This window comes from Streptomyces flavofungini (assembly GCF_014650815.1).
Lineage (GTDB): Bacteria > Actinomycetota > Actinomycetes > Streptomycetales > Streptomycetaceae > Streptomyces > Streptomyces flavofungini.
Genome location: NZ_BMVR01000004.1, coordinates 67,103 through 87,550, shown reverse-complemented (window position 1 = coordinate 87,550; position 20,448 = coordinate 67,103). Strand labels below are relative to the sequence as shown.

Annotated in this window: 16 protein-coding genes; 2 read left to right on the top strand and 14 right to left on the bottom strand. The window is 70.0% G+C overall.

Annotated features, from left to right (window positions below):
• Positions 1-79: 79 nt before the first annotated feature.
• Complete coding sequence (locus IE274_RS10740) at positions 80-448, top strand: PIN domain-containing protein (protein ID WP_190115432.1); 369 nt, start codon at positions 80-82, stop codon at positions 446-448.
• 71 nt (positions 449-519) lie between these two features.
• On the opposite strand, the gene IE274_RS10735 is transcribed toward IE274_RS10740, so the two are convergent.
• The 6 genes from IE274_RS10735 to IE274_RS10710 all read right to left on the bottom strand — a co-directional run bounded on the left by IE274_RS10735 (position 520) and on the right by IE274_RS10710 (position 8,299).
• The gene (locus IE274_RS10735) at positions 520-984 is read right to left on the bottom strand and encodes a hypothetical protein (RefSeq protein ID WP_190115431.1); all 465 of its coding nucleotides are present in this window, start codon (positions 982-984) and stop codon (positions 520-522) included.
• A 195-nt stretch (positions 985-1,179) separates the two neighbouring features.
• Positions 1,180-2,250 carry a C40 family peptidase gene (locus IE274_RS10730; protein ID WP_190115430.1) on the bottom strand — a complete coding sequence of 357 codons (1,071 nt, stop codon included), beginning with the start codon at positions 2,248-2,250 and terminating at the stop codon, positions 1,180-1,182.
• Between the two features lie 16 nt (positions 2,251-2,266).
• Positions 2,267-2,749 (bottom strand): poly-gamma-glutamate biosynthesis protein PgsC/CapC, encoded by a 483-nt coding sequence (locus IE274_RS10725; RefSeq protein WP_030357209.1) that lies wholly within the window; start codon positions 2,747-2,749, stop codon positions 2,267-2,269.
• A complete protein-coding gene (gene pgsB / locus IE274_RS10720) occupies positions 2,746-4,578 on the bottom strand; it encodes a poly-gamma-glutamate synthase PgsB (protein WP_190115429.1) in 1,833 nt (610 codons plus the stop codon). The genes IE274_RS10725 and pgsB overlap by 4 nt, the downstream gene beginning before the upstream one ends.
• Positions 4,579-4,584: 6 nt before the next feature.
• Positions 4,585-6,819: a HAMP domain-containing protein gene (locus IE274_RS10715; protein WP_190115428.1), complete on the bottom strand. Its 2,235-nt coding sequence runs from the start codon at positions 6,817-6,819 to the stop codon at positions 4,585-4,587.
• 280 nt (positions 6,820-7,099) lie between these two features.
• Entirely contained in the window at positions 7,100-8,299 is a 1,200-nt protein-coding gene (locus IE274_RS10710) for a CapA family protein (protein WP_190115427.1), read from the bottom strand.
• A 107-nt stretch (positions 8,300-8,406) separates the two neighbouring features.
• Between IE274_RS10710 and IE274_RS10705 the strand changes: the two genes are divergently transcribed.
• Positions 8,407-9,429, top strand: coding sequence for a hypothetical protein (locus tag IE274_RS10705; RefSeq protein WP_190115426.1), 1,023 nt, complete (start codon positions 8,407-8,409; stop codon positions 9,427-9,429).
• A 230-nt stretch (positions 9,430-9,659) separates the two neighbouring features.
• Here IE274_RS10705 and IE274_RS10700 read toward each other — a convergent pair whose 3' ends face one another.
• From IE274_RS10700 to IE274_RS10665, 8 genes are all read right to left on the bottom strand, one after another.
• Positions 9,660-11,210 carry an amino acid permease gene (locus tag IE274_RS10700; RefSeq protein WP_190115425.1) on the bottom strand — a complete coding sequence of 517 codons (1,551 nt, stop codon included), beginning with the start codon at positions 11,208-11,210 and terminating at the stop codon, positions 9,660-9,662.
• A 148-nt stretch (positions 11,211-11,358) separates the two neighbouring features.
• Positions 11,359-13,287, bottom strand: coding sequence for a 1-deoxy-D-xylulose-5-phosphate synthase (gene dxs, locus IE274_RS10695; protein WP_190115881.1), 1,929 nt, complete (start codon positions 13,285-13,287; stop codon positions 11,359-11,361).
• A 267-nt stretch (positions 13,288-13,554) separates the two neighbouring features.
• Positions 13,555-14,871, bottom strand: a complete 1,317-nt coding sequence (locus tag IE274_RS10690; protein WP_190115424.1) for a sugar ABC transporter permease — start codon at positions 14,869-14,871, stop codon at positions 13,555-13,557.
• The gene (locus IE274_RS10685) at positions 14,868-15,668 is read right to left on the bottom strand and encodes an ATP-binding cassette domain-containing protein (protein ID WP_190115423.1); all 801 of its coding nucleotides are present in this window, start codon (positions 15,666-15,668) and stop codon (positions 14,868-14,870) included. The genes IE274_RS10690 and IE274_RS10685 overlap by 4 nt, the downstream gene beginning before the upstream one ends.
• 211 nt (positions 15,669-15,879) lie before the next feature.
• A complete protein-coding gene (locus IE274_RS10680) occupies positions 15,880-16,977 on the bottom strand; it encodes a substrate-binding domain-containing protein (RefSeq protein ID WP_229909450.1) in 1,098 nt (365 codons plus the stop codon).
• A 122-nt stretch (positions 16,978-17,099) separates the two neighbouring features.
• On the bottom strand, positions 17,100-18,299 hold the full coding sequence (locus tag IE274_RS10675) for an ROK family transcriptional regulator (protein ID WP_190115422.1): 1,200 nt from the start codon (positions 18,297-18,299) through the stop codon (positions 17,100-17,102).
• A 199-nt stretch (positions 18,300-18,498) separates the two neighbouring features.
• Positions 18,499-19,425 (bottom strand): carbohydrate ABC transporter permease, encoded by a 927-nt coding sequence (locus IE274_RS10670; RefSeq protein WP_190115421.1) that lies wholly within the window; start codon positions 19,423-19,425, stop codon positions 18,499-18,501.
• Positions 19,426-19,438: 13 nt separating this feature from the next.
• Entirely contained in the window at positions 19,439-20,368 is a 930-nt protein-coding gene (locus tag IE274_RS10665) for a carbohydrate ABC transporter permease (protein ID WP_190115420.1), read from the bottom strand.
• Between the last annotated feature and the right edge of the window lie 80 nt (positions 20,369-20,448).

Here is a 20,448-nt window from a genome sequence, read left to right as displayed (position 1 = left end):
GGCCAAGGACGTCGGGTTCACCGCAACTCTAATGGGCGAGGTGGGGGTGGGTGCACCCGGGCGTGCGAGGCTGGCCCGCATGGACACTGTGACCCTCGTCGTGGACGCCGCCAATGTCGTGGGCTCGGTGCCGGACGGCTGGTGGCGCGACCGCCGGGGCGCGGCGGAACGCCTCCGCGACCGCCTGGTCCCCCTCGCCGCCGCGGGCCTCCCCGGCCTGCCGGGCCCCCTCGACGTCGTCCTCGTCGTCGAGGGCCGGGCCCGGGGCGTCGAGTCCGTCCCCGGCGTACGGGTCGACTCGGCCCCCGCGAGCGGCGACGACCGCATCGTGGAAGTGGTCGCGGGGATCCCGGGCCCGTGCGTCGTGGCGACCGCCGACCGTGAACTGCGGCGCAGGGTGGGCGCGTTGGGGGCGGAGTGCGTGGGGCCGCGGGCGGTGCGCGGCTAGGGCGCGCCCGTGCGGACGGCTGCCGCGGGCCGGACCACCCGGCCCGGCCCGCGGCAGCACCGTCCCGGCTGTCAGTGCCAGTCCCCGCACCACACCTGTGCTCCCGCGCTGTCGACCGTGCAGACCCTGACCTTCAGGTCCTTGATCTTGACCGCCGGGTCGGTGTGCAGGCTGGTGTGGCGGCCGCTGTCGCTGGCGTCCTTGACCGTGTTGAGGGTGCGGGTGGCGGGCTTCCAGGTGGAGCCGTCGAGCCAGGAGTAACCGGCCTGCAGGGTGGCGTCGTAGCCGTCCTTCTTGAGGTCCCACAGGTTTCCGTAGACGCCGCCCTTGCCGGTCTCCCAGTCCACGCGCAGGACGGCGCGAGCGCCCTGGGTGCCGTCGTACGGCGTGAGGATCGAGCGGGAGTCGGCGTAGTGGACCTCGCCGTCGGTCCAGTGCTGGGGCGCGGCCGTCGCGGGTGCGGCGAGGGCGGCGGTGGCGAGCGCGGCTCCGGCGAGCGGCAGCAGGACGCGCGCGGGCACCTTGGCGATCTTCATGAACTCCCCCTTCTGCGGCCCGCGTTGTCGGGCCGACGGTGATCGGGCGGGCCCACACAAGCACGTCGTCGCGCGGCTTGTCATCAGCGATAGGGGCCCTTGCTCCTGTCGCCAGTGGTGTTCTCGCCAGATAGGGGGCGGGCAGGGGTGCGGCGCTCCCGCGCGGGGTCGTCCGCCCGCGCGGGAGCCGGGCGGCTAGAGCCGCTTGGCGCTGCGCAGCGCCTTCGCGTAGTAGCCGTTGCCGTCCAGGCGGGACGTGCCGCCCTTGTCGCCGATGGTGGGGCCGTTCACCTCTTCGCGGCTGGAGATGAAGATCTTGTGGCCCTCGGCGTCGTGGCCGAGGAAGATGCCGACGTGGTCGAGGCGCTCCTTGGTGCGGGCGTCGAGCTTGAAGAAGACCAGGTCGCCGGGCTGGACGACGTCGATGGTCTGCGGGCGGTCGGTGGCGCCGACGCCCTTGAGGGGGATGACGGGGGCGCCGAGCTTGCCGCGGGCCATGCCGTTGGCGGTGCGGGGCAGGCCGTCGCCGGTGGTGTCGCTGGCCATCAGCGGGAACCGGGCCCGGTAGCCGAAGACGGTGCGGATGAAGCCGGAGCAGTCGATGGCACGGGCCCGCTTGGCCTCGGGCTGGATCGTCGTGCCGTCGCGGAAGGTGTAGGGGATGCCGAGGTAGTCGTAGAAGTCGGACTGCTCCTCGCGCAGGTCGTTGCCCTCGCTGCCGTTCGGGTTCAGCGGCCCGAAGCTCGCGTCACCGGCGTAGGAGATGCCCTCGTCGTCCTTCTTGACGGGCGCCCCCTCGACGTACTGGAACGCCATCGCGAAGATGTCGTCCTCCTCGCTGCCGGCGAACTCCTTGAACCAGTCCTTGAACCACTTCTCCTTCTCCGCGCCCTTGCGCCACACCTCCGGCATCAGCCGCACCCAGTCGTCGGTGACGACCTTGGACTTGGTGTTGGTGGGCTCGGCGAAGGTGCGGCTCGGCCCGGAGAGGGTCGCCGTGCGGGCACCGTCGGTGAAGGAGGCGAGGACCTTGCCGTCCTCGGTGCGCAGGACGGAGCGGTCGGGGTTGCGCAGCCGCTCCCACTTCTGCTTCCCGTCGGCCTGGCCGGTGCCGTTGGTCAGGTCCGGGGTGTCGGTGACGGCCTGCACTGTCGGCGTCTTGTCCTTCTCGTCCTTGCGCAGCTCGACGGTCAGGTAGGTGCTGCCCGCGAGCAGGGCGAGGACGGTGACGGCGTGGACTGCGGGGCGCTTCTTCTTGGGCGGCATGTGTGGCTCCGGTAAGTCAGGCGGAGGGCATGAAGCCGAGGAGGATCCCGGCCGTGAGGACGACATAGGCCATGAGGGTCACCGAGCCGGTGGCGAGCAGGGTGGGGCCCTTGGGCTGACGGACCAACTGGTAGGCGATCAGGCCCGGCACGATGAAGCCGAGGGTCTGGTTGCTGTACATCAGCGGGAACTCGATGGAGAGCACGATCATCACGGTGGCCTGGAGCACCACGCCGGTGAGCACGACCGCGGCGAACAGGCGCTTGCCGTAGAGGATCACGAACTTCTGCATCAGCAGGGTGCAGACGTACGTGAGGACGGTGACGCCGACCACCATGGCGGCGCGCTGGAGGTCCTCGACGAGGGTCAGCGCGAGCCAGCCCGGCGTGATCATGCCGCCGGGCGACAGGTTGGTCGTCAGATAGCAGACGAGCGAGAACAGCAGCCCGAGCGCGATGCCGACCGCGGCGATCTCGGGGGTGAGGACGGACGGGATCAACGCTGCTCTCCTGGGCTGTGCCACTGCTGGGTTTCATCCGCGGCGGGCGGGGCGGGCGGGACGCGCGGCTCGAACAGGCCGCGGGGGGCGGGAGGTTGGGACGGGTCCTCCGGGTGCGCCACGTGCGGCGCGCGGTAGGACTCGTGCGGCGCGTACTGCTCGTGCGCGCCCTGGGGCTGGTGCGGGGCGTGCTGGTGGTGCTGTGCGGGCGAGGGCTGCTGGCCGTGGTGCGGGTGCTGGCCCTGCTGCGGGTGCTGGCCCTGCTGGTCGTGGTGCGCGTGCGGGCCCTGCTGGTGCTGCTGCCCGTACGCGTCGTACGTGACCGACGTGTCGTACGACGCCTGCTGCGCCGCGTACGGTTCCTGCGTCGCGTACTGCCCTTGGCCCTGCTGGTACGCGCCCTGCCCCGGGTAGGGGTCCGGCACGGCCTGGCCGTCGTACTGCGGGTAGGGCTGCTGGGCGGTGCGCTGCACGGGGACGTGCGGCACCGGGACCATCCGGTGCGACCCGGTGTTGGTGTACCGCGACTCGTACGCCTCCGGGTAGTGCTGGTACGGGTCGATGTGCGGCTCGTACAGCTGGTGACTGCCGGTCGTCTCGTTCGCGGACTCCCCGGCCGGGGCGGCCGGGGCCGCCGGGTCCTCGCTCTCGTCGGCAGGCAGCTCGGCGAGGTGCTCCAGGAGCACCTCGCCCTGGCCGTGGATGTTGCCGATGGCCACGAGCGAGGAGTCGGCGCCGAGCTGCCCGAGCAGCTGGCCCATGAACTCCTCCGGGTCGCGCCGGTCGCCGCCGAGGTCCACGGCGCGCGAGCGCCAGTCGGCGGGGATGGCGTCGATGGCGGACTTGGCGGGGTGGCCGATGACGAAGACCTTGTCCGGCTGCAGGTCCGGGATGATCTCGCCCATCTGGCCGTTGCGCTCGACGCGGTCGGGGCGGCAGTTGATGACGACGTTCAGCGGCCGGTGGATGGCGCCGAGGTCGAGCAGCTGGTTGATGTTCATCAGCGTCGACTCGGGGTCGTTGGCCGCGAAGACGTTGGCGAAGCGGAGCTTCTTGCCCTCCTCGGTGACGTACCGCTCGACGGAGAGGACACCGGGGTCCGGCGGCGCGTCGTACATGCCCTGGAGGGCGACCTCGCGGCCGACGCCGAGGAGTTCGGCGACCTTCAGCGCGATCGACACGTTCTCCTTGAAGGTGAACCAGCTGAAGCCGCGCAGCTCCTCGTCGCTGACCGTCTCCGGGTCGGCGTAGATCAGCTCGCAGTTCCGGGCGTCGGCCTCCTCCTTGAGGATGTCGAAGCGGTCCTTCTCGGCGGTCACACAGATGCCGTTCTCCGGCATCGAGCGGGACAGCGAGCGGGCCACGTCGTCCAGCGTCGGGCCCATCTCGGCGAGGTGGTCCTCACGGACGTTGCAGAGCACGCCGATGGTGGAGCGGATCAGCTTGGACTGGTTGATCTCCTGGAGCGCCGGCATGACCGCCATGCACTCGATGACCAGCGCGTCCGGGTTGTACGCGGCGGCGCGCCGCACGATGCCGATCTGCTCGACGACGTTGGCGATGCCGAACTTGCGGTAGACCGGCTCCTCGGTGGCGTCCGGGTGGATGAACCGGGCCGCGGTGCCGGTGGTCTTGGCGACCGTGGTGAGGTCGCCGCCGCGCAGGGCACCCGCGCACAGGCGGGTGATGGAGCTCTTGCCGCGGATGCCGTTGACCAGCACCCGCGACGGTATGTGTTCCAGGTTGGTGAAGTGCCGTCGCTGCTCGATCACGCCCGCGACCAGCAGGACGGCGCAGCACACCACCAGGACGGTGTAGAGGAAGAGCACAGCGGTTCAGTTCCTTCCGGCGAGGCCGGCCGTAGCGCCGTCCCGCTTGCGCTGCGTGCCCGACGGCAGCTGCTGCCTGATCAGTTCGAGGCTGCGCGTGACGGCACCGACCTCGTCGTGGTGGACCGGGTACAGAACGGTCTTGCGGTCGCCGTCGGCCAGCGCCTCGGCCTGGTCGGCGAGCTTGCGCAGCGGCCGGACCACGATGATGTGCAGCCAGCCGAGGCAGGCCGCGGCCGCCGTGAGCCCGAGCATGCCCGCGAGGACCGTGCGGTTCTGCAGGGTGTACTCGGGGATGGCGAGGGCGGAGGCGGGCTGCCAGCTCACCACGGACCAGCCGAGCTGCTCGGCCGCGCCGCCACCGGCGAACGGGGCGGCGGCCGCGATCTGGATGTCGCCGCCGTCGCGGTAGAGCACGCCGCTGGGCCGCGGCTTGCCGCCGACCTTCTGTCCGGTGCCCTCGACGAGCCCGTTGAGGCGGCCGCTGGGCAGCCCCTGGAACTCGCGGTAGCCGTTGTTGCCGCCGAGGACACGGCGCTTGGCGTCGACCACGCGGACCTCGCCGAGGCCGGGGCGCTTGAGCAGCGAGTTCAGGAACTCGATGCGGAACTCGCCCACCACGGCGGCGCCCTGACGGCCCGGCACCTCGGCGGTGCCGATGATGACCGGCTCCTTGCCGTCGTCGTCGATCACCCGGACCTGCTTGTCGGACGGCTTCTCGCCGGACGGGCTGCGCGGGTCGTCGCCCGCCCTGGACAGCACCTTGCCGTCCTTGTCGAGGACGTACAGCGAGCGGTAGCGGGAGTGCTGGTTGCGGGTGCTCTCCAGGACCTTGTCCATGTCCGCGGGGTCGGTGCGGGCACCGATGAGGGACGCGACCGAGGTGAGGTCGGCGTGGCCCTCGTTGAGCGCGCGGCGGACCCGGTCGGAGAGGGTGTCGGTGCGCTCGCGCTGGTCGTTGACCATCTGCTGCGGCACCTGGACGGTGTCCCCGGCGCGGTTGATGAGCAGCAGCAGCGGCGCGGACCAGACGAGCAGCAGCACACCGGCGACCGCGAGCAGGGTCCGGCTGCCGAGCCCCTTGCGCTTGGCCGGGGTGGCCTTCGCGGCCGGTTCGCCGTTGAGCTGGCGGCGCAGCCGTTCCAGGGCGCCGCCGATGCGGGCGGCCTCGCCGTGCTTGGGCACGGACACCGGTCGGCCGAGGTCGCCGCGGGTGAGCCGGCGGCTCTCCAGGAACAGCCGGATGAGCGGGCGCTGCACGGTGCGAAGGAGCAGGAAGACGGTCAGTCCGCCGATGACGAGCAGCGCGCCCGCGGCGAACAGGCCGAGCGCGGAGCCCTTGGTGCGCTTGACGTCCTCGGCGACCGGGACCATGGAGACGACGCTGAGGCCGAGCCGGGTGGCGACGGTGGACTCGCCCGCCTCCGGTGCGGCGAGCGAGGCGTAACCGGCGATGGACCGCTCACCGAGGTGGCGGTCGCCGACCAGATGGCCGCTGACACCGAGATAGCCGCCGGAGCCGGGCTCCTTGGCCAGGATCGGGTGACTGCGGGACTTCTTCGCGGAGGTCTCGGCGAAGGCCTTGAGCTGCTTCTCCGACGCCTTCACCTCCGCGCGTTCGTCGTCGGTGCTGACCTGCTCGGGCGCGGGGATACCGTCGGTGCTCAGCACCTTGCCGTCGTCGCCGACGACGGCGATGGAGCGGAAGTTGCCGAGGCTGATGCCGGGGAAGCGCAGGCTGCTGGAGGCGACCAGGAGCTGCTGCGGCTGTCCCTTCCAGGCGAGGACGGCGAAGGCGAGGAGGCGGGTCTCGCCGCTCTCCAGGCGCACCATGCGGGGCGCGAGGCCGTCGTCGTCGGAGAGCTTGGCGCGGTCGATCGCGGCCAGCGGGACGTTCTCGCCGCGGGCGGCGAGGAGCTTGCCGGAGCGGATCTCGACGACGGCGGTACCCATCCACTTCTGGTACACGCTGCTGATCTTGTCGAGTACGGCGTCGGCGGGCACTGGGTCGGACGCGTTGAACAGGTCGGCGGTCCGGGTGAGGTCGGTGACGCTCTCGTCGATGGAGGCGCGCAGGGCGATGGCGCCGTCCTCGGCGAAGTGCTGCTGGGACGACTTGACTGCCTTGGGGACGGCTTCCTGGCCGACGCGGCCAAGAGTGAGGGCGGTGACGCCCGCCAGGGCAAGGAGCAGGACCGACAGCACGGCGATCGGGGGGCGGATGCCTCCGATCAGTGACATGTCGGTCCTTCGGCGGACCTTGTGCCGCCGCTTCGTGGGCGAAGCGGCCAAGGGGGTGCTCCTCTCCTGGAGTGACACAGCGAGTGACACTGGTGTGACACGGGGTATGGGCGTCGCGCCGTGGCGCGCGCGGGCGCACGGGTGCGATCTGGAATGTCATGACCCATGACGGGTCCGGATGGATGTACGAGCGTAGCGAGATGTGAGCTACGTCAAAGATCCACTTCCGGCACCCTTCACAAGGCCGTCGAACGCGTTACCTGGAGTTCCGCGGAATTTCTCAGTCCGGCAACTTCTCCAGGGGCTTGAGGCCGTCCTCGCTCGCGCCGCGGTTGAGCAGCGTGCCCTGGGTGCGCTCGAACGCGAGGCGGTAGCGGGCGCGTTGCTGGGTGGTGAGGCCCTTGTCCGCGCGCAGCGCGGTGGCCACGTCGAGCAGCCGGTGGTCCTTGACCGCGCCCTTGGGCAGCGCGCCGCCGTCCTCGTCGGGCTCCGGCGGGATCTCCGTGAACGTGGGCGCGTACTTGGCGCTGACGTCCCAGTCGTCGCCGTTCTTGCGGAACTCGAACCAGCCGATGACGCCTTCCTCGGTCAGTCCGCTGGGCGCGTCGTGCCGGGCGATCTGGTTGCCGAGGCCGTACGCGATCCAGGTCCCGTCGACCTTCTCCATCGGCTGCACGACGTGCGCGTGGTGGCCGATGACGAGGTTGATCCCGGTCTCCTTGGCGATCCTGCGGCCGAGTTCGATCTGCTGGGCGGCGGCGTTGGGCTGGTGCTCCTTGCCCCAGTGGATGCTCAGGATCACGACGTCGGCGCCCGCGGCGCGGGCCTTCTTCTCGGCGGCGGCGATCCGGTCGAAGTCGGTGAGGTTGGCGAGCCAGGGCTTGTCCTTGGGCACCTCACGGCCGTTGAACCCGAGGGCGAAGGCGATCTGGGCGACCTTGACGCCCTTCACCTTGGTGATGAGGGGCTTGTCGGCCTCGGCCTTGGTGCGGGCGGTGCCGGTGTGGCGCAGGCCCGCCTTGTCGAGGGCGTCGAGGGTGCGGGTGACGCCTTCGGGGCCGTGGTCGAGGCTGTGGTTGGAGACGCTGGAGCACTGGTCGTAGCCGACGTTCTTGACGGCGGTGGTGATCTGCGGCGGGACCACGAAGTCCGGGAAGCCCTGGAACGGGCCGCCGGGGGCGCCCACGACCGGCTCGAAGTGGCAGATGCCGAGGTCGGCCTTGCTGATCACCGGCTTGATGCCGGCCATCATCGGGTCGAAGTCGATGCCCTTCTCACCCTTGCCCGTCGCCTTGGCGTCCTTGCGGGCCTGCTCGGTGAGTTCGGGGTGGATGAGGATGTCGCCCGCGGCGGCGACGGTGAAGGCGGGCGCGCCGTCGGCGGCGTCGCCGTCGTCGCCGAAAGGACCGCAGGCGGTGGCCGCGAGCAGGACGAGCGAGGCGGCGCAGGTCGCTATGAGCCTGCGAGAAGGACGTGTCATCACGAGGCTATCTTTATACAACCATGACTCACCCTCCAATTCGGTCGATAACAAACGCAAAGCGGCGCAGGGGTCTTGTGGCGCTGGCCGTCGCCTTGGCGGGCGTGTTGTGTCTCACACAGTGCTCCTCGGCGTCGGACAGCGAGAAGCCGCGCTCCGGGTGGGCCGAGCGCTCGCCGGACCGGCGGCCGTCGGAGGGCCGCTCCCCGGAGGACCGCGATCCGTCCGCGACGCCGACCCCGTCGACCGCGCCTTCACCGTCGTCCCGCGGCCGCGTCCGCGCCGACCTGGAGCGGCGGGTCACCGCGTACACCGCGGGCTTCTCCGAGGACAGCGGCTACCGCCGCCCCTCGGCCGCCGACCGGCGCACCGTCGCCGAGGGCGTGGCCCTGCTCCTGGACCGGCACCGCTCCCGGGCCGAACGCCGCCTGGCCGACGTCGACTTCCAGGTGCGCACGGTCACCGACACCGACTCCGGGCGGCGCTTCGCCGAGGTATCCGACCTCTCCGAGGACGCGTCGGCACCGCGCGGCTGGGGCCGTGTCTACGTAGACCTCGACTCCCCCATCCGCTGGTCCGTGCAGGTCCCCCACCCCGTCGCCGACCGCCACACCGAGCGGCTCGGCGCCGCGCTGCTCAGTCGCTCCCCCGGCGGCGTCATGGTCATTGCGGGGGCACATCGCAAAGCAGGGCGAGACGACGAGGCGGACGTGGCGCACCGGCGGAAGAGCGTATTCCACGCCATCTGCGACGAGTTGGCGAAGCGCGGCGTACCCGGCATCCAGGTGCACGGGATGGCCGACGACTCCGCACCCAAGTACGACGTGGTCGCCTCCACGGGCAAGGGCCGCGAGGCCGTCGCCGAGGGCCGCGACCTGGCGGACGCCCTGCGCCGCCGCGGCTACGACGTGTGCCGCGCCTGGACCCGCTCCTGCCCCCTGGAGGGCCGCAAGAACGTCCAGGGCCGCAACGCCACCGCGCAGGACACGGAGTTCCTGCACGTGGAGTTCGGCGCGCGGATCCGCGATCGGGACAGACATCTGCGGGCCGCGGTGTCGGCGATGGCGTCGGTGACGCGGGACTGGCGGCGGATGCAGGCCGGGGAGCGGGGCGCCGTCGCCGGTCGGTGAATCGGTACATCTCTGGGCATATCCCTCGGCCGTCGGCGGCAACCAGGCATACGCGGCGGCAAGGAATGCCCTGACCGTGCGCTCGGGGGGCAGGATTTGCAGGGCAACTGTGCCCGAAGGGTCGACCGGCTCGACCGGCCGGACCGGCCGCACCGCACGGCCGGGACAGCACTCGGCCCCGCAGTTCCCACCCCAAGGGAACGTACGGGGCCGAAAGGCCGTCCAGCGGGCTACTCGGTGTCGCGACCCGAGGCACCCGACGAACCCGACGGGCCCGACGGCGGCGGCACCGCCCCCGCCATCGCCTTCAGCTGCTGGCCCAAGCGGCTGTGCGAGCGCCCGTACAGGAAGTAGACGACGACACCCAGCAGCATCCACCCGCCGAACCGGACCCAGGTCTCGGCGGGCAGGTTGAGCATCAGCCACAGCGAGGCGCCGACGGACAGGATCGGCAGGACCGGCACCCAGGGGGTGCGGAAGGAGCGCGGCAGGTCGGGCCGCGTCCTGCGGAGGATGACCACGCCGACCGCGACGATCACGAAGGCGAACAGGGTGCCGATGTTCACCAGCTCGGCGAGCTCGCTGAGCGGGGTGAACCCGGCCACGACGGCGATGATCACGCCGAGCAGGATCGTCGGCCGGTGCGGGGTCTGGAAGCGCGGGTGGACGCGGGAGAAGAAGCGCGGCAGGAGTCCGTCGCGGCTCATCGCGAAGAACACCCGGGTCTGGCCGAGCAGCAGGATCATGCAGACCGTGGTCAGGCCGACGGCGGCGCCGAAGCTGATGAAGCCCGCGTACCAGGGGTGTCCGGTGGCCTTGAACGCGTCGGCGAGCGGGGCGTCCACGGAGAGCTGGGAGTAGTGCTGCATGCCGGTCACGACGACCGACACGGCCACGTACAGCGTGGTGCAGATGAGCAGCGAGCCGAGGATGCCGCGCGGCATGGCCCGCTGCGGGTCCTTGGTCTCCTCCGCGGCGGTGGCCACGACGTCGAAGCCGATGAAGGCGAAGAAGACGACGGAGGCGGCGGTGAAGATGCCCATCACGCCGAAGTTGCTCGGCGCCCAGCCGAACATGAGCTGGATCAGCGGGGAGTCCAGACCGCCGCCCGCCTCGACCTCCTGGGCCTTCGGGATGAACGGGTCGTAGTTGTCGCCCTTGATGAAGAAGGCGCCCGCGACGATCACGACCAGGACGACCGTCACCTTGACGGCGACGACGAGGGACGTGATGCGCGCGGACAGCTTCATGCCGAGGACGAGGATGACGGTGAGCAGCAGGACCAGGGCGGCGGCGAGGATGTCGAAGCCGAAGCCGTCGGCCGCGTCCCTGCTGCCGAGCGCCGCGGGCAGGTGCCAGCCCGCGTTGTCGAGCAGCGAGGCGATGTAGCCGGACCAGCCGACGGCGACCACCGCCGTGCCGAGCGCGAACTCCAGGACGAGGTCCCAGCCGATGATCCAGGCGGGCAGCTCGCCGAGTGAGGCGTACGAGAACGTGTACGCCGATCCCGCCACCGGGAGTGTGGAGGCGAACTCCGCGTAGCAGAGGGCGGCGAGGGCGCAGACGACGCCCGCCACCACGAAGGCGAGGGCGACGGCGGGTCCCGCGTTGTTCTTGGCGACCGTGCCGGTGAGGACGAAGATGCCGGTGCCGATGATGACACCGACGCCGAAGACGGTCAGGTCCAGCGCGGACAAGGATTTCTTGAGCGCGTGCTCTGGTTCCTCGGTGTCGAGGATGGACTGCTCGACCTTCTTCGTCCGGAAGAGGGTGCTGCTCACGGCGTACCTCCCACGCTTGTCGTGCTCGACATGATCGAGAGGGCACGAAGTGCTCATGCCCCGACGCGGGTGGATTCACGCAAATGGGCCGGTTTCACCACTCTTCACGGTGGCGAAACCGGCCCATCGGACACATCGGTCGTTTACTTCAGTCGCGCGCGGGCTCCACGGAGTCGACGGACGCAGCGTTGCGCTCGAACCGGCCGTCGAGCTTGGCGACCAGACCCGTCACCTGGCGGGCGATGTCCGGGGCCGTCAGGCCGATCTCCGCCATGATCTCCTTGCGCGACGCGTGGTCGAGGAAGCGCGGCGGGATGCCGAAGTCGCGCAGCGGCACGTCCACGCCCGCGTCCCGCAGGGCCTGGGCGATGGCCGAACCGACGCCGCCCGCGCGGGAGTTGTCCTCGACGGTGACGACGACGCGGTGCTGCTCGGCGAGCGGCGCCATGGCCTCGTCGACCGGCTTGACCCAGCGGGGGTCGACGACGGTGGTGGAGATGCCCTGCTTGTCGAGCAGGTCGGCGATCTCCAGGCACATCGGCGCGAGCGCGCCCACGGAGACCAGCAGGACGTCCGGCCGGTCGGCGCCCGCCGTGCGCAGCACGTCCATGCCGCCGACCGTGCCGACGGCCTTCACGGCGGGGCCGACGGCGCCCTTGGAGTAGCGCACGACGGTCGGCGCGTCGTCGACCTCGACGGCCTCGCGGAGCTGCAGGCGGACCTGGTCGGCGTCGCGGGGCGCGGCGATGCGCAGGGTCGGCACGCACTGGAGGATCGACATGTCCCACATGCCGTTGTGCGAGGCGCCGTCGGTGCCGGTCACCCCGGCGCGGTCCAGGACGAAGGTGACGCCGCACTTGTGCAGGGCCACGTCCATCAGGAGCTGGTCGAAGGCGCGGTTGAGGAAGGTCGCGTACACCGCGAAGACGGGGTGGACGCCGCCGCTGGCGAGGCCCGCGGCGCTGACGGCCGCGTGCTGCTCGGCGATGCCGACGTCGTAGACCCGGTCGGGGAAGGCCTTGGCGAACTTCTGCAGGCCGACGGGCTGGAGCATGGCCGCGGTGATGGCGACGATGTCGTCGCGCTCGTGGCCGAGCTTGACCATCTCCTCGCCGAAGACGGACGTCCAGTCCATGCCGCCCGCGGCGATCGGAAGACCGGTGTCGGGGTGGATCGGGCCGATGCCGTGGAAGTGGTCGGCCTCGTCCTCCTCCGCGGGTTTGTAGCCGCGGCCCTTCTCGGTGATGCAGTGCACGATGACCGGGCCGTTGAAGCGCTTGGCGCGCTGCAGGGCGGACTCCAGGGCCTCGATGTCGTGGCCGTCGATGGGGCCGACGTACTTCAGGCCGAGGTCCTCGAACATGCCCTGCGGGGCGATGAAGTCCTTCAGGCCCTTCTTGGCGCCGTGCAGCGTCTCGTACAGCGGCTTGCCGACGACCGGCGTGCGCTCCAGGAGGTCCTTGCCGCGGGCCAGGAAGCGTTCGTAGCCGTCGGTGGTGCGCAGGGTGGCGAGGTGGTTGGCGAGGCCGCCGATGGTGGGGGCGTAGGAACGCTCGTTGTCGTTGACGACGATGACGAGCGGGCGGTCCTTGGCGGCCGCGATGTTGTTCAGCGCTTCCCAGGCCATGCCGCCGGTGAGGGCGCCGTCACCGATGACGGCGACCACGTGGTCGTCCTTGCCGCGCACCTCGTTGGCCTTGGCGAGGCCGTCGGCCCAGCCGAGCACGGTGGAGGCGTGGCTGTTCTCGATCACGTCGTGGTCGGACTCGGCGCGCGAGGGGTAGCCGGACAGGCCGCCCTTGGCGCGCAGCTTGGCGAAGTCCTGGCGGCCGGTGAGCAGCTTGTGGACGTAGGCCTGGTGGCCGGTGTCCCACAGGACCCTGTCCTTCGGCGACTCGAAGACGCGGTGCAGGGCGATGGTCAGCTCGACGACACCGAGGTTGGGGCCGAGGTGACCGCCGGTCTTGGAGACAGCGTCGACGAGGAAGCCGCGGATCTCGTCCGCCAGCTGGTTGAGCTGTTCCGGGCCGAGCAGGTCCAGATCGCGCGGTCCCGTGATGCGGGTCAGCAGCGGCACCCGTGCCTCCTTGCAGTAGAGCGTGTAGCGCTGTTCGAGCATTGCCGGGCCTGTCGAGTCTAATGTTCCGCCGCTGACGGCGTAGTCCGGGCCAGGGGTCCGGCGTCACGCGATCGGCTGTAAATCGACTGGTACGACCGGGGGCGGCCCGGAAATCCGGCCCCCCGGACGGGAACACATGTTCCTATTCGACGACGCGCCCGTGCCCGGTACCGGAATGACCGGTACCGGGCACGGATGCGTGTACTCAGGCGTGGGCCTGCGGAATCAGGCGCGGCCTGCGGACTTCTGGGTCTTGCGCGAGACCGAGTCGATCACGACGGCGGCGAGCAGCACCGCGCCGGTGATCATGTACTGGATCTCGTTGGGCATGCCCTCCAGGTTCAGGCCCTGCTGGATCGACTGGATCACCAGCATGCCGAGCATCGCGGACCAGATCTTGCCGCGACCGCCGAAGAGGCTGGTGCCGCCGATCACGGCCGCCGCGATCACCATCATCAGGGTGTTGCCGGCGCCGAGGCTCTTGGTCGCGCCGCCGGAGAGGCTCGCGATGAAGAGCCCGCCGAAGGCGGCGAGCATGCCGGAGATCGCGAACACGGTGATCCGGACCCGGTCGACGTTGATGCCCGCGCGGCGCGCCGCCTCCGCGTTGCCGCCGACCGCGAAGACCTGGCGGCCGAAGGTGGTGCGGCGGGCCACGAAGTCCGCGATGACGAGCACGGCGAGGAACAGCACCAGGGCGAGCGGCAGGCCGCGGGCGCCCTCCGGCTCGTTCAGGAAGTACGCGGCGACGAAGGCGAGGACGGCGAGCAGGCCGGTGCGCAGCAGGATCTCGCTGAGCGGGCGCGAGGGCAGCTCGGCGTTCTTGCGGCGCCGGGCGTCCAGGTACTGGGAGGCCCCGTAGGCGAGCACGGCGAGCAGCGCCAGGCCGTACGCGGCGATCTTGGCGGCGAAGAAGTGCGTGGTCAGGTCCTCGACGACGGAGCCGGTGGGCGTGTTGATGCTGCCCTCCTTGCCCATCAGCCAGATCTGCAGACCGCTCCAGCCGAGGAAGCCCGCCAGGGTGACCACGAAGGCCGGTACGCCGATCTTGGCGAAGAAGAAGCCGTGCAGCGCGCCGATCACCATGCCGGAGGCGATCGCCACGACCACCGACAGCCAGTCGCCCCACCCGTGGGTGACGCTGAGGACCGCCCAGACGGCGGCGCCCACACCGGCGACGGAGCCCACGGACAGGTCGATCTCGCCGAGCAGCAGCACGAAGACGATACCGACCGACATGATGCCGACGCCGGAGGTGAACACCGCGATGTTGGCGAGGCTGCTCGCGGACAGGAACTTGTCGTTCTGGAGCTGGAAGACCAGCGCGATGACGATGAGGCCGACGACGACGGGCAGCGAGCCCAGCTCACCGCCGCGGACCTTGCGGACGAACTCCGTCCAGTAACCGGCGAAGCCCTGCTCGCGCACCAGGAGGCGCGGGTCGACGGCCGCCGCGGGGGTCGCGGACGGCTCGGCGTCCACGGTGCCGCCGGTGGCCGCCTGGACCTTCTGGGTGTCGGGGGTCTTGGCGAGGTCGCTCACTTCGCGCCCTCCTTCGTTGCCGTGGCCGTGCGCGCCCTGCGGCGGGTGACGGCGTTGTCCGTGGCGCCGGTGATGGCGGCGATGACTTCCTCGGGCGAGGTGTCGGCGACCCGGAAGACGCCGTTGTTGCGGCCGAGGCGGAGCACCGCGACCCGGTCGGCGACGGCCTGGACGTCGGCCATGTTGTGGCTGATGAGGATCACGCCGTGACCGCGCTCGCGGAGGCGCTCCACCAGGTCGAGGACCTGGGCGGTCTGCTCGACGCCGAGGGCGGCGGTGGGCTCGTCGAGGATGACGACCTTGGGGTCGCCGACCAGGGCGCGGGCGATGGCGACGACCTGCCGCTGGCCGCCGGAGAGGGCGGCGACGGGGATGCGGACGCTGGGGATGCGGATGGACAGCGTGTCCAGGAGCACCCGGGCCCGCTTCTCCATCTTGATCTCGTCCAGGACGGAGGCGCTCTTCAGCTCGCTGCCGAGGAAGAGGTTGGCGACGACGTCGAGGTTGTCGCAGAGCGCGAGGTCCTGGTAGACGGTGGCCACGCCGAGGTGCTGGGCGTCGTGGGGGCGGCCGATGCGGACCTCCCTGCCCTCCCACTCGATGGCGCCCTCGTCGATGGGGTGGACCCCGGAAATGGTCTTGACGAGCGTGGACTTGCCGGCGCCGTTGTCGCCGACGAGGGCGACCACCTCACCGGCGTGGATCTCCAGGTCTACGTCCGTGAGCGCCTGGACGGCGCCGAACCGCTTGGAGACCCCGCGCAACGCCAGCACGGGCGTAGCGGACACGTGAATCATCTCCTTCGCCGCCTTCAGGGGCGGGGATGGTGGTGCGCGCGGGCGGCACGGACCGCGTGTGCGGGGACACGGGGCCGTGCGGCACGCAGGACAAGGTGCCCGGTGCCCGCCCTCCGACTGCGGGGCGGAATGTAGCGGGCGGGCACCGGACCGCTGGGGAAGGTGTCTCGCGGCGCGCGGGCCGCGTCAACACCTGGAACCTGACCGGGAGTTACTTGATCCCGGCCTCGTCGCAGGCCTTCTTGAACTGCTTGGTGCAGATGTCGCTGGCCTTGTAGACCTTGTCCTTGACGATGGTGTCCGCCACCTCGTCCTTGGTGATCGCCTGGGCGTCGTACAGCTTGGCGGGGATGCCCTTGTAGTCGCCGCTGAGCGAGTTGACCTTGCGGTCGGTCAGGTCGTCGATCTTCTTGTCCTTGAGCAGCCGGACCGCGATCTCGGCGGTGGTCTCGGCCTCCGGCTTGATCTGCTTGTAGATCGTGAAGGCCTGGTCGCCGCTCAGCAGGCGCTGGATGCCGGCGAGCTCCGCGTCCTGGCCGCCGACGGGGACGTCGATGCCGCGCTGCTTGAGGGCGGTGATGATGCCGCCCGCCATGCCGTCGTTGGCGGAGTAGACGCCGTCGATGCCGTCCTTGCCGAGCTTGTCGATGGCGGCGGCCATCTTCTTGTTGGCCTCGTCCGGGGACCAGTCCGGGATGTCCTGCTCGTACGCGACCTTCTTGACGTTCTTGTCGAGCACCGAGTGGGCGCCCTTCTTGAAGAAGGGGGCGTTCGGGTCGGTCGGCGAACCGTTGATCATGACGACATTGGAGTCCTTGGCGTCGGAGCCCAGCGCCTTGACGAGCGCGCCGCCCTGGAGGCGGCCGATCTTCTCGTTGTCGTAGCTGACGTAGGCGGCCAGCGGACCCTCGGCGAGCCGGTCGTACGCGACGACCTGCACGCCTTCCTTCTTGGCGCGGTCGATCCAGCCCTTGGTGGACTTGTAGTCGACCGAGTCCAGGATGATCACCTTGACGCCCTGCGTGATCAGCGCGTCGAACTGCTTCTTCTGGGTCTCGATGTCCTGCGCGGCGTTGTTGTACTTGACCTCGCAGTCGCTGCACAGCGACTTGATCTTCGCCTCCATGATGGGGCGGTCGAAGGTCTCGTAGCGGGTGGTCTTGTTCTCCGGCAGGAGCAGGCCGATGGTCTTGCCGTCGCCGCCGCTGCCCTTGTCGTCGCCGTCACCGGCCTCGCCGCACGCGGCCAAGGCCAGCGCCATGGAAACGGTGACGGTGCCTATGCCGACGCGGCGCGTCAATGCGTTCATTTGGGGGTGCCTCCCTGACGTGGCCGCGTCGCTGCGGCCGAGGTGGCTCGAAGTCAACTCGGCCGCCCGACACGCGTCAAGGAGTAAATCCTTAACGAGATGACAACGGTGCCATGCGTTATCTAAGTGAAGGCAGGTGTGGTGGCGGGCAGGGTCTCGTCCAAAAGGGTTGAATCCCCCATCTCGCTGAGCGCGAGGGCGAGCGCCCCCAGAACCTCGGCGCGCGAGCCAAGTGCCCCCGGAAGTACCGAGAGTTGACGGGCCGCGCTGGGGATGGCGTAGCGCCCCACGGACTCCCTGATCGGCGCGAGCACCAGCTCCCCGGCCTCGGCGAGGGCGCCCCCGAGGACGACCCGGCTGGGGTTGAGCAGGTTGCACAGGTTCGCGACACCGCTGCCGATGTGCCGACCGACGTCGGAGATCACCCGGCGGCAGCCCGGGTCCCCGTCGCGGGCGAGGGCGACCACGCGCTCCATGGTCAGGTCGGTGCCGTGGCTGGACTGGAGCAGCGGCAGGACGTAGCGGGCGGCGGCGAAGGTCTCCAGGCAGCCGCGGTTGCCGCAGCGGCAGACGGGGCCGGACTCGTCCAGGGTGATGTGTCCGATTTCTCCCGCCGTGCCGCCGGGCCCCCGGTAGATCCGGCCGCTGATCACCAGACCGGCGCCGACACCGCTCGCGACCTTGATGTACGCGAGGTCCTTGACCCCCCGGCCGCTGCCCCAGACCAGCTCGCCGAGCGCGCCCAGGTTGGCGTCGTTGTCGACGTGCACGGGCACGCCGAGGCGCTCCTTCAGCTCCTCGGCGGGCTTGGTGCCCGCCCAGCCCGGCAGGATCGCGGTGGAGCCGAGCGTGCCGGACTCCACGTCGATGGGCCCGGGCACGCCCAGGCCGACGCCCGCGACCTTGGCGCGGTCCACGCCGGTCGCCTCGATCAGCTTGCCGACGAGCCGCTCGGCCCGGTCGAAGCCCTGCGCGGCGGAGGCGTCCACGTCCAGCGGCTCGGCCTCCTCGGCGAGCACCTTGTGGGCGAGGTTGCCGAGGGCGACGCGCAGGTGGGTGTGGCCGAAGTCGATGCCGATGACCATGCCCGCGTCGCCGCTGAGGGAGACGCTGCGGGCCCGGCGGCCGCCCGCCGAGGTGGGGGTGACCTCGACGGTGCCGCCCTCCTTCAGCTCCCGGACGATGTTCGACACCGTCGCGGCGGACAGGCCCGTCGTCCTGGCGATCTCCGCCTGCGTGAGCGATCCCGCGAGCCGTACCGCGCGTACGACCCGCTCGAGATTTGCTCGGTGCAGTGAGGACTGCGACCCCGGAGTCTCCATCGACTCATCCACTCCCGCCTATGGCGGGCGGCGTCACCGCCGCCCGTACAAGTTGTGAACTCCAAGCTCTGCTGAAGGGGTTACCGCAGTCAAGTCCTTGACGAAAATCCAGTAGGCCGCACCACACGGCCGAAGCGCCCCGCGTACGGAGCGCTTCGGCTGTGTGGTCGTGCTCGGCGATACTCGATCGTTGCCGTCGTTACTTGATCGTGGCCGCCGTGAGTCCGGACTGCACCTGTCGCTGGAAGGACAGGTACACCACGAGCACGGGAATCATGGAGATCGTCATGCCCGCGTACAGGGCCGGCAGGTCGGTCTCGTAGTTGCCCTGGTTCATCAGGCTGACCAGACCCTGGGCGAGCATCGAGCGGTCCGGGTCGGATCCGCTCTGCTTCTGCATCAGGGTCAGCGGCAGGATGTACTGGTTCCACTGGCCGAGGACGTTGAAGATCCCGACGCTGATCAGTCCGGGCTTCGCCATCGGCACCATGATCTGGAAGAACACCCGGGTGTGCGAGGCGCCGTCGATCACGGCGGCCTCGTGCACGGCCGTCGGCAGGGTGCGGAAGAACGAGTGCAGATAGAACACGGTGAACGGCAGCGAGTAGGCGACGTACACCAGGATCAGTCCTTGGTACGTGTTGAGCATGCCGAGCCGGTCGACCATGAAGTACAGCGGTACGAGCGCCAGGAACACCGGGAACATCGAACCGGCGACGAAGAAGTAGTACACGAACCGGTTGCCGACGAAGTCGTAGCGGGCGAGCACGTAGGCCGCCATCGCGCCGAGCAGCATCGTCAGGGGCACCGAGATGACCATGACGATCAGGGTGTTCAGCAGATAGTCGCCGACGCCCTTCTCCCAGCCGCGCTGGAAGGCGTCGAAGGTCCACTCGGTGGGCCAGGTCCAGGCGCTGGACTTGATCTGGGAGTCGGTCTTGAAGTTGCCGAGCAGGATCCAGCACAGCGGCAGGACGATCATGACCGCCCACAGCACCAGGAAGCCGTGCGAGAAGGCGTTGAGGGTCTTGCCCTCCATGCCGTCCTTGCCGGGGCCGCGGCCGCCGCCGCGCTGGCCCGGCACCTTGACCTTGGTGACCGGCGGTTGAGTCGCAGGAGCCGTCATCGCTCGCGCCTCCCTAGAACTCGATGCGGTCACGACGGCTGAGCCGCAGCGTGACGATGGACACGATCAGGGTGAGCAGCAGCATCACCACACCCATGGCGCAGGCGTACCCGCTCTTGCTGTACGTCTGGAAGTTGCGCATGAGGTACGTCGAGATGACCTCACTGCTGTGGTCGGGACCACCGCCGAAGTCCTGCGACGTGAGGGTGGAGATGAGCAGGAACGCGTCCATGGACAGAATGGCGAGGAACACCCAGGCCGTCTGGATGGTCTCCCAGAGCAGCGGCAGCGTGACCCGGAAGAAGGTCTGGAACCGCCCGGCGCCGTCGAGCAGCGCCGCCTCGTAGATGTCCTTGGGGATGGACTGCATGGCGGCCGAGAACAGCACCATGTAGAAGCCCGCCCCGGCCCAGACCATCACGAAGATGATGCACCAGAGCACCAGGTCGGGGTCGTTGAGCCATTCCGTGGGGTTGCTCTTGTCGCCGAGGCCGACCGCCTGGAGCGTGCCGTTGATGAGCCCCGAGTCGTCGCCGCGGTAGACCGCCTTGAACAGGATGGCGAGGATCGCGATGGACAGGACCTGCGGAAAGAAGAAGATGACGCGGTAGAAGGCGGAACCCTTGACGCCCGCGACTCCACCGGCTCCGCCGCGGCCGCCGACATTCACCATGAAGGCGAAGAACAGCGCGAGCAGAATCGTCAGGGTCGGCACCAGAACAAGGAGCAGGGCATTGTGCTGCAGCGCCTTGATGAAGACGTCGTCGCTCGCGAGGTCCTTGTAGTTGTCGAGGCCGACGAAATTGAAGTTCTGGGAGGCGCCGCTCCAGTCGGTGAAGGAGTAACTGATGGTCTGGAGGTAGGGCCAGATCACCAGCAATACATAGAGACCGACGGGAAGAATGAGGAATCCCGCGATGAACGGGTACTTTTTCCGATGCATAACACCCTGCTCCTGGCCTTGCCGTGGCCGTGCCGAGGCGGCGCCGCGCCCCCGGCCGGGCCGTGGGCGACGCCCGGCCC

Excerpts from the sequence above, each read along its gene's own strand:
- IE274_RS10685 (WP_190115423.1), bottom strand. The coding sequence starts at position 15,668 with ATGATTCACGTGTCCGCTACGCCCGTGCTGGCGTTGCGCGGGGTCTCC.
- IE274_RS10665 (WP_190115420.1), bottom strand. The coding sequence starts at position 20,368 with ATGCATCGGAAAAAGTACCCGTTCATCGCGGGATTCCTCATTCTTCCC.
- IE274_RS10740 (WP_190115432.1), top strand. The coding sequence starts at position 80 with ATGGACACTGTGACCCTCGTCGTGGACGCCGCCAATGTCGTGGGCTCG.
- IE274_RS10715 (WP_190115428.1), bottom strand. The coding sequence starts at position 6,819 with ATGTCACTGATCGGAGGCATCCGCCCCCCGATCGCCGTGCTGTCGGTC.
- IE274_RS10675 (WP_190115422.1), bottom strand. The coding sequence starts at position 18,299 with ATGGAGACTCCGGGGTCGCAGTCCTCACTGCACCGAGCAAATCTCGAG.
- IE274_RS10710 (WP_190115427.1), bottom strand. The coding sequence starts at position 8,299 with ATGACACGTCCTTCTCGCAGGCTCATAGCGACCTGCGCCGCCTCGCTC.
- IE274_RS10730 (WP_190115430.1), bottom strand. The coding sequence starts at position 2,250 with ATGCCGCCCAAGAAGAAGCGCCCCGCAGTCCACGCCGTCACCGTCCTC.
- IE274_RS10735 (WP_190115431.1), bottom strand. The coding sequence starts at position 984 with ATGAAGATCGCCAAGGTGCCCGCGCGCGTCCTGCTGCCGCTCGCCGGA.
- IE274_RS10680 (WP_229909450.1), bottom strand. The coding sequence starts at position 16,977 with ATGAACGCATTGACGCGCCGCGTCGGCATAGGCACCGTCACCGTTTCC.
- IE274_RS10670 (WP_190115421.1), bottom strand. The coding sequence starts at position 19,425 with ATGACGGCTCCTGCGACTCAACCGCCGGTCACCAAGGTCAAGGTGCCG.